The sequence below is a fragment of the Actinophytocola xinjiangensis genome (assembly GCF_001921215.1).
Lineage (GTDB): Bacteria > Actinomycetota > Actinomycetes > Mycobacteriales > Pseudonocardiaceae > Actinophytocola > Actinophytocola xinjiangensis.
Window position 1 is genome coordinate 152,640 of sequence record NZ_MSIF01000018.1, and the last position, 16,274, is coordinate 168,913.

The window sequence follows — 16,274 nt, forward strand, 5'->3', positions numbered from 1 at the left end:
ATGAGCGCCATCGCCACACCGACGCGCCCACGGGTCGAACACTGGACCAGCGGAGAACGTGTTCTCGGGATCGGCGTCGCGAGCCCGCGGCTGTCCTGGACCGTCCCTGACGCGGGCACGGGGTTCCGGCAGGTCGCCTACGAGGTGGAGGTCGCCGGCCCCGGTGGGCGGCAGGTCCACCTCGTCCGGTCCGCCGACCAGGTGCTGGTGCCCTGGCCGACGACACCTCTGGTCTCCCGTGAGCGGGTGACGGTGCGGGTCAGGGTCAGGGACACCGAGTGGTCGCCGTGGAGCGACCCGGTGGAGGTGGAGACCGGTCTGCTCACGCCGGCCGACTGGTCCGCCGCGTTCGTCTCACCCGTGCCAACCGGCGAGGCGGACACCTCGTCCCCGGAGCTGACCTGCCGGATCACCGCGCCCGAGGACCTCGCCGCCGCGCGGCTCTACCTCACCGCCCACGGTGTGTACGTGCCGTTCCTCAACGGTGTGCGGATCGGCCAGGACCTGTTCGCACCCGGCTGGACCAGCTACGACCACCGGCTGCGTTACCAGACCTACGACGTCACCGAACTGCTGTGTCCCGGCGACAACACCCTGTCGGTGCTGCTCGGCAACGGCTGGTACCGGGGAAGACTCGGGTGGCGGGGTCAACGGGCGCTCTACGGCGACCGGCTGGCGCTGCTCGCCCAACTCGAACTCACCACCACGACCGGCGAGCGGCACGTTCACGGCACCGACGACACCTGGGTGGCGACCCCGAGCGGCATCCTCGCCGACGACCTCTACGACGGTCAGCGAACCGATCTGCGCCCACCCTCGGCCCGGCCGGCGGCGGTCGAACGGATCGACGCGGACCTGACCAGGCTGGTCGCACCGGACGGGCCACCCGTGCGGGCGACCGAGACGCTGGCGCCGGTCACCGTCACCACCTCGCCGGCCGGCCGGACGGTCGTCGACTTCGGACAGAACCTGGTCGGCTGGGTACGGCTGCGGGTGCGCGGCGCCGCGGGCGACGAGGTGACCGTGCGGCACGCGGAGGTGCTGGAGAACGGAGAACTCGCGACCCGCCCGCTGCGCTCGGCGAAGGCCACCGACAGCTACCTGCTCGCGGGTGACACCGACGAGACCCTGGAGCCGCTGTTCACCTTCCACGGCTTCCGCTACGCCGAGATCACCGGAACGGGGCCGATCGCCGCCGAGGACGTCACGGCCGTCGTGATCGGCACGGACCTGCTCCGCACCGGCTGGTTCTCCTCGTCCAGCCCGACGCTCGACCGCTTCCACGAGAACGTGGTGTGGAGCATGCGCGGCAACTTCCTCGACGTGCCGACGGACTGCCCGCAGCGCGACGAACGCATGGGCTGGACCGGGGACATCCAGGTCTTCGGCCCGACCGCCACGTTCCTGTACGACTGTGCCGGCATGCTCACCTCCTGGCTCGCCGACCTCGCCGCGGACCAGCTCGAGGACGGTTCCGTGCCGTTCGTCGTGCCCGACGTGCTGCGCGACCGCAGTGCGTCGGCGGCCGCGTGGGGCGATGCCGCGGTGGCGCTGCCGTGGACGCTCTACCAGCGCACCGGTGACCTCGACCTGCTCGCCCGGCAGTTGCCGAGCATGTGCGCCTGGGTGGACCACCTCGCCGCCCTCGCCGGCGAGAACCATCTGTGGACCGGCGGGTTCCAGTACGGTGACTGGCTGGACCCCGACGCGCCGCCACAGCAGCCGGGGTTGGCCAAGGCGCACCCGGACGTCGTGGCCACCGCCCACCTGGCACACAGCGCCGAGATCCTCGCGCTGGCGTCGGCGGTGCTCGGCGAGGCCGACGCGGCCACCCGGTACGGCGGGATCGCCGCCGCGGTCCGCGAGGCGTTCGCCGCCGAGTACGTCACGGCCCACGGTCGCGTGCTCAGCGACTCGCCGACCGCCTACGCCATGGCCCTGTGCTGGAACCTGTTGCCCAGCGCGGCGCAGCGCGCCCACGCGGGTACACGGCTCGCGGATCTGGTGCGCGCCAGCGGTTTCCGGATCAGCACCGGGTTCGTCGGCACCCCGCTGATCTGTGACGCGCTGGTCTCGGCCGGCCAGTCGGAGTTGGCCTACCGACTGCTGACCCAGACCGGCTGCCCGTCGTGGCTGTACCCGGTGACGATGGGTGCCACCACGATCTGGGAACGGTGGGACAGCATGCTGCCCGACGGGTCGATCAATCCCGGTTCGATGACCTCGTTCAACCACTACGCGCTCGGCGCGGTCGCGGACTGGCTGCACCGCGGTGTCGCCGGGCTGGCGCCGGCCGCTCCCGGCTACCGCGCCATCCTCATCCGTCCGACCCCCACCCGCCAGCTCGACTTCGCCTCCGCCACACACCACACGCCCTACGGCCAGGCACACGCGTCCTGGCGGCGAACCGGCGATCAGCTGACGGTGCTGGCGACGGTTCCGGTCGGTGCGACCGCCACCGTCCACCTGCCGGGTGAGCCGGCCCGGCGGATCGTCGGACCCGGCCGGTACGAGTGGCGGCTGCCCGATCCGACGCCGGTCCCGCGGCCGCCGGGGCCGACGAGCACGATCCGGGACGTCTTCGACCACGTCGACACCTGGACGAGCGTGGTCGCCGCCGCGTGTGCCACGGAAGTCGTGTCCGGTGAGGTGGAACTGGCCAGGCGCCTGGCCCCGTACCTGGACGCTCCCGCGTCCGAACTCGTGTCCTGTCTGACCCGCGATCGTCCCGCCCCGGGCTCCGACGAGCTTCGAACGGCGCTCCACCCCGTTGTCCCGCAACGAGATTGAGGACTCATGAACAGTTCCCTGTCCCGCAGGTCGATCCTCACCGCAGGCCTGGGCGTCGGCGTCGGTCTCACCGTCGGGTCGACGCTGGCCGGCGCCGACGCCTGGGCCACCGAGCCCGCGCCACAGGGCTCCCGCGCCCTGCCGGGTGACCCGTTCACCCTCGGCATCGCGTCGGGCGACCCGTCGCCGGACGGGTTCGTGCTCTGGACCCGGCTCGCGCTTGACCCGCTGGCCGACAACGGTTTCGGCGGCATGCCTGGGCGCGACCTCGTGGTGTCGTGGCAGATCTCCGACGAACCGTCCTTCCGCCGCGTGGTTCGGGCCGGCGCGGCGACCGCACGGGCGGACGCGGCACACAGCGTGCACGTCGAGGTGGCCGGGCTCGATCCGCGTCGGGACTACTGGTACCGATTCCGGCAGGGCAGGCATCTCTCGGCGGTCGGTCGCACCAGAACCGCACCCGCCGTCACCGACGGCGGCCCGGTCGCCCTCGCGCTCGCGTCCTGTTCGCACTGGGAGGAAGGGCTGTTCACCGCGTACGGCCACCTGGCGACCGAACCGGTCGACGCGGTGCTGCACCTTGGTGACTACATCTACGAGTACGCGCCGAACCCGAAGAACCCCGTACGCCAGCACGTCGGCCAGGAGAGCCGGGATCTGGCGGGCTACCGGCTGCGGCACGCGCTGTACAAGACCGACCAGGACCTCCAGGCCGCGCACGCCGCCGCACCCTGGATCGTCACCTGGGACGACCACGACATCGACAACGACTGGGCGGGCACGGAACCGGGCGTGCCAGAACCGGGCTTCATGGCGCGGCGTGCCGCGGCGGCGCAGGCGTACTACGAGAACATGCCGTTGCGCCGCACGTCGGTGCCCAGCGGGCCGGACATCCAGCTGTATCGCAGGCTGCGGTACGGCGGTCTGGTGAACCTGCACATGCTCGACACCCGCCAGTACCGGGACGACCAGGCGTGCGGCGGTGGCGGGCAGGCGGGCTGCGAGGCCCGGCTCGACCCGGCGCGCACGATACTCGGCGACGCCCAGGAGGCGTGGACGCTGGCCGGGATGGCTGCCTCCGATGCCCGTTGGGACGTGCTGGGCCAGCAGGTCTTCTTCACGCAGCGGGACGTGACCGCGGGTCCGGTGCAGACCGTGTCGATGGACACCTGGGACGGCTACGTGGCGTCCCGACAGCGGCTGCTCGGCGGGATCGCGGTGCGGGACGTGGAGAACCTGGTGGTGTTCACCGGCGACATCCACCGCCACTTCATGAGTGAGATCACCACGAACTTCGACGACCCCGACGCGCGGCGGGTGGGCGTCGAGGTGGTCACCACGTCGATCTCCTCGGGCGGCAACGGGGCCGACCGGGACTCCACGACCGACACCTACCTGCGGGAGAACCCGCACCTGAAGTTCGTCAACTCGCAGCGGGGGTACGCCGTGACCCGGTTCACCGACGAGCACATGCACACCGACTTCCGCATTGTGCCCTATGTGGACACTCCGGGGGCTCCGGTGTCGACCAGGGCCTCGTTCGTCGTCGAGTCCGGTGAGTCCGTCGCACATCGGGTGGGTGCGTGATGGCTGTCCCGCTGACCGACGCGACCGTGTCCGGGCTGAACCGTTCGGTCGCGGTGCCGAGCTATGACCGTTCCACACTGACGCCGGGTATCGTCCACATCGGAGTCGGCGGATTTCACCGCGCCCATCAGGCGATGTACCTCGACCGGCTGCTGGAGCAGGGTCGCGCGCGCGACTGGGCGATCCGGGGCCTGGGTGTGCTGCCGTCCGACGCCCGGATGCGTGACGCACTGACCGCGCAGAACGGTCTCTACACCCTGGTGGTCAAACATCCCGACGGGACGACGGAACCGCGGATCATCGGCTCCGTCGTGGATTGTCAGCTGGCGTCGGACGACCAGCAGGCCGCGGTCGAACTGCTGGCGAACCCGGCGACGAGGATCGTGTCACTCACCATCACCGAGGGCGGTTACCACGTCAACCCGGTCACGGGCGAGTTCGATCCGTCGGACCCGCGGATCGCCGCGGACCTCGGCCAGAACGCGTTGCCGGTCACCGCCTTCGGCTACCTGACCGAGGCGCTGCGGCGGCGGAGGGATCGCGGGATCAGCCCGTTCACGGTGCTCAGCTGCGACAACATCGCGCACAACGGCGACGTCGCGGCCCGGATGCTGGTCGCCTTCGCCACCGCCCGCGATGCCGCGCTCGGCGCGTGGATCAGGGCGAACGTGCCGTTCCCGAACTCCATGGTCGATCGGATCACGCCGGCCACCACGGACGCCGACCGGGAGTCGCTGGCCAGCGGGTTCGGGGTCGAGGACCGGTGGCCGGTGGTGTGCGAGCCGTTCACCCAGTGGGTGATCGAGGACCGGTTCGCGTGCGGGAGGCCGCCGTGGGAGGAGGTGGGGGCGCAGATCGTCGCGGACGTCACGCCGTACGAGCTGATGAAGCTCCGCCTGCTCAACGCCAGCCACCAGGCGCTCTGCTATTTCGGTTACCTGGCCGGGTACCGGTTGGTGCACGACGTCTGTTCCGACGAGCTGTTCTCGTCGTTTCTGTTGGCCTACATGGGCCGGGAGGCGAGGCCGACCCTGCCCCCGGTGCCCGGCGTCGACCTCGACGCCTACCAGACCACGTTGATCGAGCGTTTCTCCAACATCCACATACGAGACACGGTCGCCCGACTGTGCGCGGAGTCCTCCGACCGGATTCCGCAGTGGCTGTTGCCCGTGGTGCGCACCAATCTCGAGCGAGGCGGCGAGATCCGCCTGTCGGCGGCGATCGTGGCGAGTTGGGCGCGCTACGCCGAAGCCGTCGACGAGCAGGGACAACCGATCGAGGTGGTGGACCGCCTGGCCCCCCGCCTACGAACCGCGGCCCGCGCTGACGGCCTGACCTTCCTCCGCGACCGCGAACTGTTCGGCGACCTCGCTGACGACGACCGCTTCAGCACGGAGTACCTCCGGGCCCGCGAGTCCCTCAACCGCCACGGCGCCCGCGCGACCCTCCGAGGGCTGATGAGCACGGGGTGATCCGGGACATCGCCGGCGCGACGGATCGAGGCCGCCAAGGGACCGTCGCCAGGATCGCCGTCGAGGAGATCGGCGACCAGTCCCTGCATCGGGAGAAGAGCGACGCGACGCCTGTGCACCAGGATCAACCTGATGAAGCCGTAACACTTCCGCTCACCACGGAAACACGGCGCGCGGTGACCCTGTCCCCCATCAGCATGGACGACGAAGTACTCGCTCCAGCTGCCCATGCGGTCGCGCAGCAGGTCGTACTGCTCGGGGTCGCGGCGGGCGTCGGCCATGGTCTCGGGGTTGGCAGGTGATCGTGATCGGGGAGTGAGACCCGTTCATCGTCATTGTGACTACCGAGCGTGCCCGACGTCCGCTCCTCGAACCGCGGATCACGCACTGCGCGGTTGACCAGGTGTGCGGGCGGCGGGAGCCGCATCTGCTGCCACAGCCACGTCCGGGTGGATGCTCAGGCGAGCTCGAACAACTCGGTCTTGGTGTCGAATCTGACTACGGAATCACTGTCACCGGGCGATGCGGTATATCCGAATCGGACGCCATAGACTGCCGCGGCTCGCACGACTCCCTCATCATCGACAAATACGAACACCGTACCCATCGTGTTGAGGTACGAGGGCGGCAGATCCAACGAATAGCCCACTTCGTCCTCAACCGACTCAGGGATGAGCGATTCCATATCAAATACATGGACGGCAGTCCAGTCACCAGGGACCAAATCCTTCATGCGTTGCTGTCCGCCATTATTGCGAATTGTATCCAACTGTTCGGCGAGCGCTTCGGGATCGTTCTCGACTGGCGCACCCGCCGACGCACATGAAACTCCGCACAGTCCTGTGGCCACCATGACGACAATTTCCACCACAAGGGTTCGCCAGTTCACACTTCTCCTAGTCGTACCCATATCCGCCTTCGTGATATTTCTCCAACACCGCCAGCCAGTCTACTTCATCACCAGCGGCCTGACTGAAGGCATATTGGTCACCACGGATAGCCGTGCGGCCATTGTTGGAACTCTCAATCTTCGGCCCCTTTGGGCCGTCAGGAATGCGTCCGGCATCAAACGTCGCCTTTTCAGCTGCCGCCGGTCGCCCTGACGAGGGTAGGCGTGCTCGGTGGCGCGGCTGGCGGGAACGGTCTCGGTCACCGGCTCTCGTTCGCGAGTACACGTGGACCTCGCGCTGATCACCGCGCGGCTCACCGGCGCCGACGTGATCCACTGTGGACTGTCTGGCCACGACACCCGCCCGCCAGCCAGCACACCCGACCGCGCTCACGCAGATGACTCCGCTCGTGACACACCGGCGTCGTTGGTGGTCTTTGATACAAAGGACGTGAAGGAACGGGACGGGTGGAGGTGAAGCGGCTCCCGCACGGGCCGTCACGTGAACAAGGGCGAACTGGACGTCACGCCGGGCCTGGCGAGTTCCGGTCCGGGTTGGTCGGACGTGCCGGTGCCGGTCGTGGTGGTCGACCACGGCGGGACCGTCAGCGAGGTGAGCCCCGCCGGGCGTGACCTGCTGCCGGAGGTGGCCGTCGGCTCGGCGCTCGTGGAGGGTGTTCCAGCCTGGTTCTGGGACGCCCACCTCCGTGTTTCAGCTGGTCACGACGTCGCGGATGCCGCGACAGGACCCCTCGGTGAGCGTGTGGTCACCGCCCACCCGGTGCGGCACGCGGGCGGTGTCGCCTGGTGGCTCGCCGATTCCACCGCCCAGGAGCACCTGCGGCTTGAGCGCCGACGCACGGAATTCCTCACCGCCGCGTCATCCGCCCTGCTCGCGTCCCTGAACCCGGACCGGTGCATGGAGATGACCGCCGAGCTCGCCACCACCTACCTCGCCGACGCGGCACTGGTCATCACCCCCGGCCACCAGGGCGCCCACACGATGGTGTCGTGCTCGCGGGGCGAGCGGCCGGTGCGTGACCGGCGTGTCATCGACCCCGAGGTCGTGCCAGGCCTCGGCGAGGCACTCAGGGGGTTCCCCACCGTGCCGCCTCGGTGGATCGAGCCCTCCGGCGCCCCGGAGTGGCTGGTACCACCCGGTGTCGGCGCGGTCGGCTCGCTGGTCGTGCTGCCGTTGCCGGGCCATGGGGCGCCCGCGGGTGCGCTGGTGCTGCGGCGCCGTCAACTGGCCGCGTTCAGCGAGGACGAACAGCTGTGTGCTCGGTTGTTCGCGGCCAGGGCGGGGGCCGCCCTGGCCGCCGTCCACGTCCACGCCGAGCAGGCCGCCATCACCGAGGTGCTGATGCGTGACCTGTTGCCGCCCCCGTTGCGGGAGGTCGGCGGGATCGAGTTCGCTGGCCGGTACCGCGCCGCGCTGGACACCGACCAGGTCGGCGGCGACTTCTACGACGTGCACCCGGTCGACGACGAGCGGGCCGAGACCCTGGCCGTCCTCGGCGACGTGTGCGGAAAGGGCCTGGAGGCCGCCGTTCTCACCGGTAAGATCCGCACCACTCTGCGGGCACTGCTGCCGGAGGCCGACGATCACGGACGTCTCCTGACCCTGCTCAACGACGCGTTGTTGAGCAGCGGCAACACCCGGTTCGCCACGCTTGTGCTGGCCTCGGCGGTCCGTGACGGCACCAGCGTGCGCCTGCGGCTGACCGCGGCCGGACATCCGCCGCCGATGGTGGTGCGGGCGAGCGGCGAGGTCGAGGAGGTCGACACCAGCGGCATGCTGGTCGGCCTGGTGCCGACCGTGCGATCACGCACCGCGACCGTGACGCTGGCGCCCGGCGAGACCTGCCTGCTCTACACCGACGGCATCACCGAGGCTCGGGGCGGGCCGTTCGGCGCCGAGGTGTTCGGCGAGGAACGGCTGCGTGAGGCACTCGCGGAGTGCGGCGGCCTACCCGGTGAGGCGATCGTCGAGCGGATCCACATGCTCGCGACGCAGTGGGCGGGCAACCGCGTCCACGACGACGTGGCGCTGCTCGCGATCACCGCCGCCCGCAGCCAGCACCTCAGCGCGGTCGGCGGGCACGGACCGGGGCGCTTCACCAGATGACCACCCCGGTGGGCGCGACGGCGCCGACGGACCTCTCCGACCACCTGTGGGACGCGGTGATGGCCGGCGACGAGCACGCGGCCCGTGACGTCGTGCTCGCCGCCCTGGACGCGGGAACGAGCGCGGAGTCCGTGCTGCTCGACGTCATCGGCGGCGTGCAGCGTCGGGTCGGCGCCGCGTGGGCGTCCGCGCACATCGACATCGCCCAGGAGCACGCGGCGACCGCGATCAACGAACGCGTGATCGCCGCGCTCGCCGCGAGCGCACCGCGCCCGGCGCGCGGTCTCGGCCGCGTCACGGTGGCCTGTGTGGACGGTGAGTGGCACGCCCTGCCCGCGCGGCTGCTGGCGGAAACCCTGACGATGCGCGGATTCTCGGTCGACTACCTCGGCGCCCAGGTCCCCACCCCGCACCTGATCGCACACCTGCACCGCACGGCACCCGACGCCGTCGCGTTGTCGGGTTCGATCGCCACCCGTCTGCCGGTCGCGCACTCCACCATCTCCGCCTGTCAGGCGGCGGGAGAGCCGGTGATCGTCGGCGGCGCCGCTTTCGGCGCCGACGGCCGCTACGCCCGGCTGTTCGGCGCCCAGGCCTGGGCGCCCGACGCTCGAACGGCGGCCGACCGGCTCACCCGGGCGCCGCTCCCCCGCCCCCAGGGTGCTCACCAGCCGGTCGACGACCTGCCGCACCTGGCCGACCAGGAGTACTCCCTGGTCGCACGTTCGGCGACGTCACTCGTCGCCTCGATGCACGCGGGCCTGTCCACGCTCCCGCCCGTGACGCGCGGCCACGACGATCAGCAGCGCCGACAGACCGCCGAGAACCTCACCCACATCGTCGAGTTCCTGGCCACGGCCCTGTACGTGGGTGAGGACGGCCTGTTCACCGAGTTCATTACCTGGAGTGCGGACGTCCTCAACGCGCGCGGGATCCCCCCGCTGGCTGTGCGTGCCGCCCTCGATCTGCTCGCGGCCGAACTGCGTGACCTCCCCCGAGCCAGCCGGCTCGTCGTGGCCGGGATCGGTCAGCTCGACCAGCTCAGGTGACGCCCCGCGTGCCGCGGTTCCGGAACACGGCGCACGATACGGTTGTATTGTAATCTGTACAGACGTACAGTGAGCTCATGGGTTCGATCCTCAGTCCCGACGATCGGCCGGCGACGGACCTCACGGCGCGCGCCCGGATCAGGGACGCGGCGCTGGCGCAGTTCGCCGAGCACGGAACCAAAGGCGCCACCCTGCGCGGGATCGCCGACGCGGCTGGTGTGTCACTCGGCCTGGTGCAACACCATTTCCGTTCCAAGGAGGGTCTCCGTGCGGCGTGTGACGACGCCGTCGTCGAGGCGTTCCGCGGGCGGCTGACCCGCGGAACCGCCGAGGGAACACTCGGCGAGCCGGGCCTGCTCGGTGACCTCTTCGCGACCAGCGGCCCGTTGCTGCGCTACCTCGCGCGGGCGTTGGTGGACGGTTCCTCCACCGCGGCAGCGATGTTCGACGAGCTCGCGGCCGGCGCGGAGGATTTCCTCAGCCGCACCTGGCCCGACCGCTACCCACCCGACTCGCCCCGGGTCCGGGATGCCGCGTCGGTCATGGCCGCCATGCACAGCGGAACGATCGTGCTGCACGGCTACCTCGCCCGCCGGTTCGGCGACGATCCGCTCGACCGCGAGCACGCGACCCGGATCGGCCTGGCGATGCTCGACGTCTACGCCTCCGTCGGCGAGTTCGCCGTCTCCCCCACCGGCGACCAGATCCGGGAGACCGCGACCAGGCTCCGCGACCACCCCGACACCTGAGAAGGGACCCCGATGCACCCGTCCCCGCTGCCGATGACACGTCGCGACCCGTTCGATCCGCCCGAGGAACTGGCCTCGCTGCGCCGCGACCACCCACTCAGCCCTCTGGCCTACCCCGACGGTCACACCGGTTGGCTGGTGACCACGCACGCCCTCGCGCGCACGGTGCTCGCCGACCCGAGATTCAGCGCGCGGTCCGAACTGACCCACCGTCCGGTCTTCGAGAACGAACTCCAGGCCCAACCTCCACAACCGGCGCCACCGGGCATGTTCATCACCATGGACCCGCCCGACCACACCCGCTACCGGAGCCTGCTCACGGGACAGTTCACGGTGCGCCGGATGCGCCAACTCGCCGACCGCATCGACGGGTTCACCACCGAGCGGCTGGATTCGATGGAACGGCACGGCCCACCGCTGGACCTCGTGGAAGCGTTCGCCCGCCCGGTCCCCGCGCTGGTGATCTGCGAACTGCTCGGCGTCCCCTACGCCGACCGTGACCGGTTCCAGACCGACCTCACCACACTGACCGACACCCGATCCACCTCCGAGCAGGCCATGGCCGCCGTCGTCGACATCAGCACCTACCTCGGGGAACTGGTCGCGGCGAAACGCCGCGCCCCCACCGACGACCTGCTCGCCGGCCTGGTCGGCGGCGGTGAACTGACCGATGTCGAACTCACCAACATCGCCTTCATGTTGCTTGGCGCGGGCCTGGACACCACCACCCACATGCTCGCCCTGGGAACCTTCGCCCTCCTGCGTCATCCCCACCAACTCGCCGCACTCCGCGACCAGGACGACCCGGAAACCACCGATCGGGCCGTGGAGGAGTTGCTGCGCCACCTGAGCATCGTCATGGCCACGGTGCGCACCGCGACCGAGGACCTCGAACTGGCGGGCCACCTCGTCCGCGCCGGTGAGTCGGTCACCATCTCCATCGCCGCCGCCAACCGCGATCCCGACCGGTTCGACGACCCCGACACACTGGACCCGCACACCTCCGCCAGAGGTCATCTCGCGTTCGGTCACGGTGTCCACCAGTGCCTCGGGCAGCAACTCGCCCGCGTCGAGATGCGGGTCGCCTACCCCGCCCTGCTACGCCGGTTCCCCACGCTGCGCCTGGCGGTCGACCCCGACCAGGTGCCGGTCCGGGAGAACATGCTGATCCACGGCGTGCACCAACTCCCCGTCGCCTGGTAGCACGACCGCGTGCCCGGACCGTCCCGGTAGGACTCCGGCAGATCCCGTTCGGGGTCAGTCGGCGTCGACGAAGCGTTCGAGGTCGTGGATGGTGCCGACGACGAGGATGTGGTCGCCGTACATGAGGGTGGTGTCGGCGGTGGTGTGGGTGTAGGTGGCGTCCGGTCCGTCGGTCTCCTTCTTGACCGAGACGATCGTGACGCCGTACCTGGCGCGGATGCGGGAGGCGCTGAGCGGGACGCCGACGAGTTCCTGCGGCGGCGTCGTCTTGACCATCGCGTAGTCGGTGTCGACCTCGACGTAGTCGAGCATGCGGCCGGAGAGCAGGTGCGCGACGCGTTCGCCCATCTCGTGTTCGGGGAGCACGACGTGGTGGGCGCCGACACGGCTCAGGATGGTGCCGTGGTCTCGGCTGATGGCCTTGGCCCAGATGTCGGGGAGGTCGAGGTCGACGAGCAGCGAGGTGGTCATGATGCTGGCCTCGATGTCGGTGCCGATCGCGATGACGGCCCGGTGGGCGTCGCCGACGCCGAGTTGCCGCAGTGTCTCGATGTCGGTGGTGTCGGCGGCGACCACGTGCGGCAGTCGGTTGGCGTAGGCCTGGACGGTCTTGGGGTTGACGTCGATGGCCATGACCGAGTGGCCCAAGTTGACCAGTTCCAGGGCGAGCGCTCCGCCGAAGCGCCCGAGGCCGACGACGACCACCGTCTCGTCGTTGAGGCCGGCGCGTGGCCGGCCCGTGGATCGTCCGGGTTTCCTAGCCAACGATGGTTCTCTCCTCCGGGTACTCGAAGCGCCTGGTCCGTTGGCGCAACGCCAGCGCCGAGGCCAGGGTGAGCGGGCCGACCCGCCCGATGAACATCAGTGCGATCAGCAGCAGGTGTGCGGCCGGCGGCAGGTCGGCGGTGATGCCGGCGGAGAGCCCGACGGTGCCGAAGGCGGAGACGGCCTCGAACAGGACGAGGTCGAGGCTGTGCCGGGTCATGATCAGCAGGGTGAACACGGCGACGGCCACGGCACCGATGCCCAGTAACGCGATGGCCAGGGCCTGGCGCTGGTTGCCTTCGGGGATGCGTCGCCGGCCGACGTTGACCCTGGTCTCGCCGCGCATCTCCGACCAGATCACGACCGCGAGCACCGCGAACGTGGTGACCTTGATCCCGCCCGCTGTGCCGCCGCTGCCGCCGCCGATGAACATCAGCAGGTCGGTGGCGAACAACGTCTCCGGGCCCAGGGCGGACATGTCGATGCTGTTGAACCCGGCGGTCCGCGCCATCGCCGAGTGGAAGAACCCGGCCAGCAGTTTCCCCGGCCCGGACAGCGGGCCGAGTGTGTCCGGATTGGACCGTTCGGCCAGGATCGTGATCACCGTGCCGACCAGCAGGAGCACGGCGGTCACCCCCACCGTGATGCGGGTGAGCACCATCCACCGGGACGGCCTGCGCCAGTTCCTGGCGAGGTCGAACACCGCCGGGAAACCCAGTCCGCCGACGATGACCGCGACGGCCACCGGCAGGCTGACCAGCGGGTCGGTGACGTAGCCCATGAGGCTGTCGCTGTTGAGGGAGAACCCCGCGTTGTTGAACGCCGAGACCGCGTGGAACACCCCGTGGTAGAGCGCCCGGTCGAACGGCATCGCGGGTTGCCCCGCGCCGCCGGTGGCGAACCGGGCGGTCAGCACGGTCGCGACGACCGCCTCGCTGGCCAGGCTGAACAGCACGATGTTGCGCACCAGACCGCCGATGCCGGACAGTCCCAGGGTCTTGGTCTCGGCCTGGGCCAGCAGGCGCCGGCGCAGGCCGAGCCGGTGGGCGACCAGCACGGTGAACAACGCGGCGAGGGTCATGATGCCCAGACCGCCCACCTGGATCAGCGCGAGGATGACCACCTCGCCGAAGGTCGACCAGTACCCGCCGGTGTCCACGGTGACCAGCCCGGTGACGCACACCGCCGACGTGGCGGTGAACAACGCGTCCACCAGCCCGGCCCCCGTCCCGGACTCGGTGGCGACCGGCAGCAGCAACAACACCGTGCCGACACCGACGGCGGCGGCGAAACCGGCCGCCACCACCCGGGTCGGGTGCCGGAACCGGTTCGCGCCCGACCGCCCGCGCGAGAACGTCACCGCCGGCATCCCCCCGTCGCACCCCGAGCGGACGGCTGCGATCGCCGTCCCGGCTGACGGTAGACGCTAGGTCGCCGGTCGACACGCTGACAGCGTCTTTACGGAATCCTGATGCCCACCCGCTCAGGTGACGTTGACCTCCCGTTTCCCGAACGCGACCACCCCGGCGGCCGCCAGCGCGACGGCCAGTCCGGTGAGGACCACCAGCGGCGTGACGTTCAGGTCCGCGGTCGGCAGTTGGGGGACGTGCCCGAACGGTGAGAGGTCGTTCAGCCAGTCCGGGAACTGGAGGATCTGCCCGAGGTAGCCGACGAGGAACGACCACAGCGGCACGATCCAGGCCACCATGACCGCCCTGGGCCAGAACCCGTACAGGACGACGGCGACCCCGGCCGTCACCCACAGCGCCGGCAGGTAGGCCAGGGCGGCGCCGATCAGGGTGCCGACCATGGCGGCGTCGCCCGTCGACGCGGCGCCCATGATCCCGAAGCCGGCGCCGCCGGCGAGCATCATCACCGCCGAACCGGCCAGGACCACCGCCAGATGACTGCCGAGCCACCCGGCCCGGGACAACGAGGCCACGAGAACCGGTTCGGCCCGTCCGGCGTTCTCCTCGCCCCGGGGCCGCAGCGAGGCCATGACGACGTAGATCGACGCGATGATCGCCACGATCACCATGATCATCGACGCGAACGACTCGGCGACCGTGGCGCCGCCGATCTCGGCGATGGCGTCCTGGAACACCTCGATGCCCGCCAGCATGTCCTCGGCCTCACCGAGGATCGAGCCGTAGGCGGCGCCGAGCAGGAGCATCGCCACCCCGAAACCGACCATCAGGCCCCGGTGCAGCCGCAGGGCGAACCCGACGGGCCGCACGAGCCCGTTCGACGCCCTGGTGGCACCGGGACGCGGCTGCCGCAGGCCGGCGCCGACGTCGCGGCGGGTGCTGAGACCGAACCCGACGGCCACCAGGGCGACGGTGAGGGTGAGGGCGAGCAGCAGCGGCCACCAGCGGTTCTCGAGGAACGCCCAGGTGGCCTGGACCCAGCCGATGGGCGAGAGCCAGGACAGGACGCCGTTGCCGAGGTCGCCGGCGGCGCGCAGCACGTAGGCGACGCCGACGGCGGCCAGCGCCAGCCCGGACGCTCCCCGCGAGTGCTCGGTGATCTGCACGGCCACCGCCGCCACCCCGGCGAAGACCAGTCCGGCCGCAGCGTGGGCCACGCCGTAGAGCAGGGCGCCAGGCCAGGTGATGCCCTCCAGCCCCAGCCCGCCGAAACCCAGCGTGATGAGCAGGGCCAGCAGCAGGTTGGTCCCCGCGACGACGGCGAGCGCGGCCGTGAGGTGGGCATGCCGGCCGACGACGTTGGCCCGAACCAGTTCGGCCCGCCCGGTCTCCTCCTCGGCACGGGTGTGCCGCACGACCGTCAGCACGCTCATCAGCCCCACCATGATCGCCATGAAGCCGAGCATCTGGTGGCTCATCATGGCGCCGAGGGTGTAGTCGGTCAGGTAGTGCTCCGGTCCGGTCATCGCGAGCCCGGCCGGGGTGCCCATCGTCTTCGCGACCTGGGCCCGGTTCGCCGCATCGCCGTAGAGGTCCTGGAAGCTGCGCGCGGTGGCGACCGTGGTGAGGGTGAGCGCGGCGAGCCAGACCGGCAGCCGCACCCGGTCCCGTCGCAGGATGAACCGGGCGAGCGACCAGGTGCCGACCAGCGGGATCGTGGCGGTCATCGGGCGCTCCCGGAGGCGGTGCCGCCGTAGTGGCGCAGGAACAGCTGTTCGAGCGTGGGCGGCTGGCTGACCAGCGCGCGGATGCCCAGGCCGTGCAGATGACCGATCGCCGCCTCGAGGTGCTCGGTGTCCACGTCGAACCGGACCTGGCCGTTGTCGATGGACAGGTCGTGCACGCCGTCGAGGGCGGCGAGCGTGGTGGCCGGCCGGACCGTCCGCGCGGTCACGGTGGTGCGGGTGAGGTGCCGCAACTGCGACAACGAACCCGATTCCACGATGTGGCCCAGCCGGATGATCGACACCCGGTCACACAACGCCTCGACCTGGGCCAGGATGTGGCTGGAGAGCAACACCGTCCGGCCGGCGGCCTTCAGTTCGCGCACGCACTCGGCGAAGACCGACTCCATCAGCGGGTCGAGGCCGGCCGTGGGTTCGTCCAGCACCAGCAGTTCGACGTCCGAGGCGAGCGCGGCCACGATCGCGACCTTCTGCCGGTTTCCCTTGGAGTAGGTGCGGCCCTTCTTGGTCGGGTCGAGGTCGAACCGCTC

General features: G+C 70.5%; 13 protein-coding genes. 8 read left to right on the forward strand and 5 right to left on the reverse strand.

Annotation, left to right across the window (positions count from 1 at the left end):
- The 4 genes from BLA60_RS29685 to BLA60_RS29700 are packed head-to-tail and all read left to right on the forward strand — an operon-like array spanning position 1 to position 6,151.
- Positions 1 to 2,790, forward strand: a complete 2,790-nt coding sequence (locus BLA60_RS29685; protein WP_084735374.1) for a family 78 glycoside hydrolase catalytic domain — start codon at positions 1 to 3, stop codon at positions 2,788 to 2,790.
- Positions 2,791 to 2,796: 6 nt separating this feature from the next.
- On the forward strand, positions 2,797 to 4,377 hold the full coding sequence (locus BLA60_RS29690) for an alkaline phosphatase D family protein (protein ID WP_075136325.1): 1,581 nt from the start codon (positions 2,797 to 2,799) through the stop codon (positions 4,375 to 4,377).
- Positions 4,377 to 5,849 (forward strand): mannitol dehydrogenase family protein, encoded by a 1,473-nt coding sequence (locus BLA60_RS29695; protein ID WP_075136348.1) that lies wholly within the window; start codon positions 4,377 to 4,379, stop codon positions 5,847 to 5,849. The genes BLA60_RS29690 and BLA60_RS29695 overlap by 1 nt, the downstream gene beginning before the upstream one ends.
- Entirely contained in the window at positions 5,846 to 6,151 is a 306-nt protein-coding gene (locus BLA60_RS29700) for a hypothetical protein (RefSeq protein ID WP_075136326.1), read from the forward strand. The genes BLA60_RS29695 and BLA60_RS29700 overlap by 4 nt, the downstream gene beginning before the upstream one ends.
- 155 nt (positions 6,152 to 6,306) lie before the next feature.
- On the opposite strand, the gene BLA60_RS43740 is transcribed toward BLA60_RS29700, so the two are convergent.
- Entirely contained in the window at positions 6,307 to 6,738 is a 432-nt protein-coding gene (locus tag BLA60_RS43740) for a hypothetical protein (RefSeq protein ID WP_154814704.1), read from the reverse strand.
- Positions 6,739 to 7,240: 502 nt separating this feature from the next.
- On the opposite strand from BLA60_RS43740, the gene BLA60_RS29710 reads away from it, so the two are divergent.
- The 4 genes from BLA60_RS29710 to BLA60_RS29725 all read left to right on the forward strand — a co-directional run bounded on the left by BLA60_RS29710 (position 7,241) and on the right by BLA60_RS29725 (position 11,867).
- The gene (locus tag BLA60_RS29710) at positions 7,241 to 8,866 is read left to right on the forward strand and encodes a PP2C family protein-serine/threonine phosphatase (protein ID WP_075136328.1); all 1,626 of its coding nucleotides are present in this window, start codon (positions 7,241 to 7,243) and stop codon (positions 8,864 to 8,866) included.
- Positions 8,863 to 9,915: a cobalamin B12-binding domain-containing protein gene (locus tag BLA60_RS29715; RefSeq protein ID WP_075136329.1), complete on the forward strand. Its 1,053-nt coding sequence runs from the start codon at positions 8,863 to 8,865 to the stop codon at positions 9,913 to 9,915. The genes BLA60_RS29710 and BLA60_RS29715 overlap by 4 nt, the downstream gene beginning before the upstream one ends.
- A 77-nt stretch (positions 9,916 to 9,992) precedes the next feature.
- Entirely contained in the window at positions 9,993 to 10,664 is a 672-nt protein-coding gene (locus BLA60_RS29720; RefSeq protein WP_075136330.1) for a TetR/AcrR family transcriptional regulator, read from the forward strand.
- 12 nt (positions 10,665 to 10,676) lie between these two features.
- Positions 10,677 to 11,867 (forward strand): cytochrome P450, encoded by a 1,191-nt coding sequence (locus BLA60_RS29725; protein ID WP_075136331.1) that lies wholly within the window; start codon positions 10,677 to 10,679, stop codon positions 11,865 to 11,867.
- 54 nt (positions 11,868 to 11,921) lie between these two features.
- Here BLA60_RS29725 and BLA60_RS29730 read toward each other — a convergent pair whose 3' ends face one another.
- From BLA60_RS29730 to BLA60_RS29745, 4 genes are all read right to left on the reverse strand, one after another.
- Positions 11,922 to 12,632, reverse strand: a complete 711-nt coding sequence (locus BLA60_RS29730; RefSeq protein WP_084735375.1) for a potassium channel family protein — start codon at positions 12,630 to 12,632, stop codon at positions 11,922 to 11,924.
- Positions 12,625 to 13,992 carry a TrkH family potassium uptake protein gene (locus tag BLA60_RS29735; RefSeq protein WP_245812214.1) on the reverse strand — a complete coding sequence of 456 codons (1,368 nt, stop codon included), beginning with the start codon at positions 13,990 to 13,992 and terminating at the stop codon, positions 12,625 to 12,627. The genes BLA60_RS29730 and BLA60_RS29735 overlap by 8 nt, the downstream gene beginning before the upstream one ends.
- Before the next feature lie 123 nt (positions 13,993 to 14,115).
- On the reverse strand, positions 14,116 to 15,726 hold the full coding sequence (locus BLA60_RS29740; RefSeq protein WP_075136334.1) for an ABC transporter permease: 1,611 nt from the start codon (positions 15,724 to 15,726) through the stop codon (positions 14,116 to 14,118).
- Positions 15,723 to 16,274, reverse strand: a 552-nt coding sequence (locus tag BLA60_RS29745; RefSeq protein WP_154814705.1) for an AAA family ATPase, incomplete at its 5' end; no start/stop codon positions are given. The genes BLA60_RS29740 and BLA60_RS29745, both read right to left, overlap by 4 nt.

Coding starts and splice junctions, on each gene's coding strand:
- BLA60_RS29685 (WP_084735374.1), top strand. CDS start 1: ATGAGCGCCATCGCCACACCGACGCGCCCACGGGTCGAACACTGGACC.
- BLA60_RS29690 (WP_075136325.1), top strand. CDS start 2,797: ATGAACAGTTCCCTGTCCCGCAGGTCGATCCTCACCGCAGGCCTGGGC.
- BLA60_RS29695 (WP_075136348.1), top strand. CDS start 4,377: ATGGCTGTCCCGCTGACCGACGCGACCGTGTCCGGGCTGAACCGTTCG.
- BLA60_RS29715 (WP_075136329.1), top strand. CDS start 8,863: ATGACCACCCCGGTGGGCGCGACGGCGCCGACGGACCTCTCCGACCAC.
- BLA60_RS29720 (WP_075136330.1), top strand. CDS start 9,993: ATGGGTTCGATCCTCAGTCCCGACGATCGGCCGGCGACGGACCTCACG.
- BLA60_RS29725 (WP_075136331.1), top strand. CDS start 10,677: ATGCACCCGTCCCCGCTGCCGATGACACGTCGCGACCCGTTCGATCCG.
- BLA60_RS29740 (WP_075136334.1), bottom strand. CDS start 15,726: ATGACCGCCACGATCCCGCTGGTCGGCACCTGGTCGCTCGCCCGGTTC.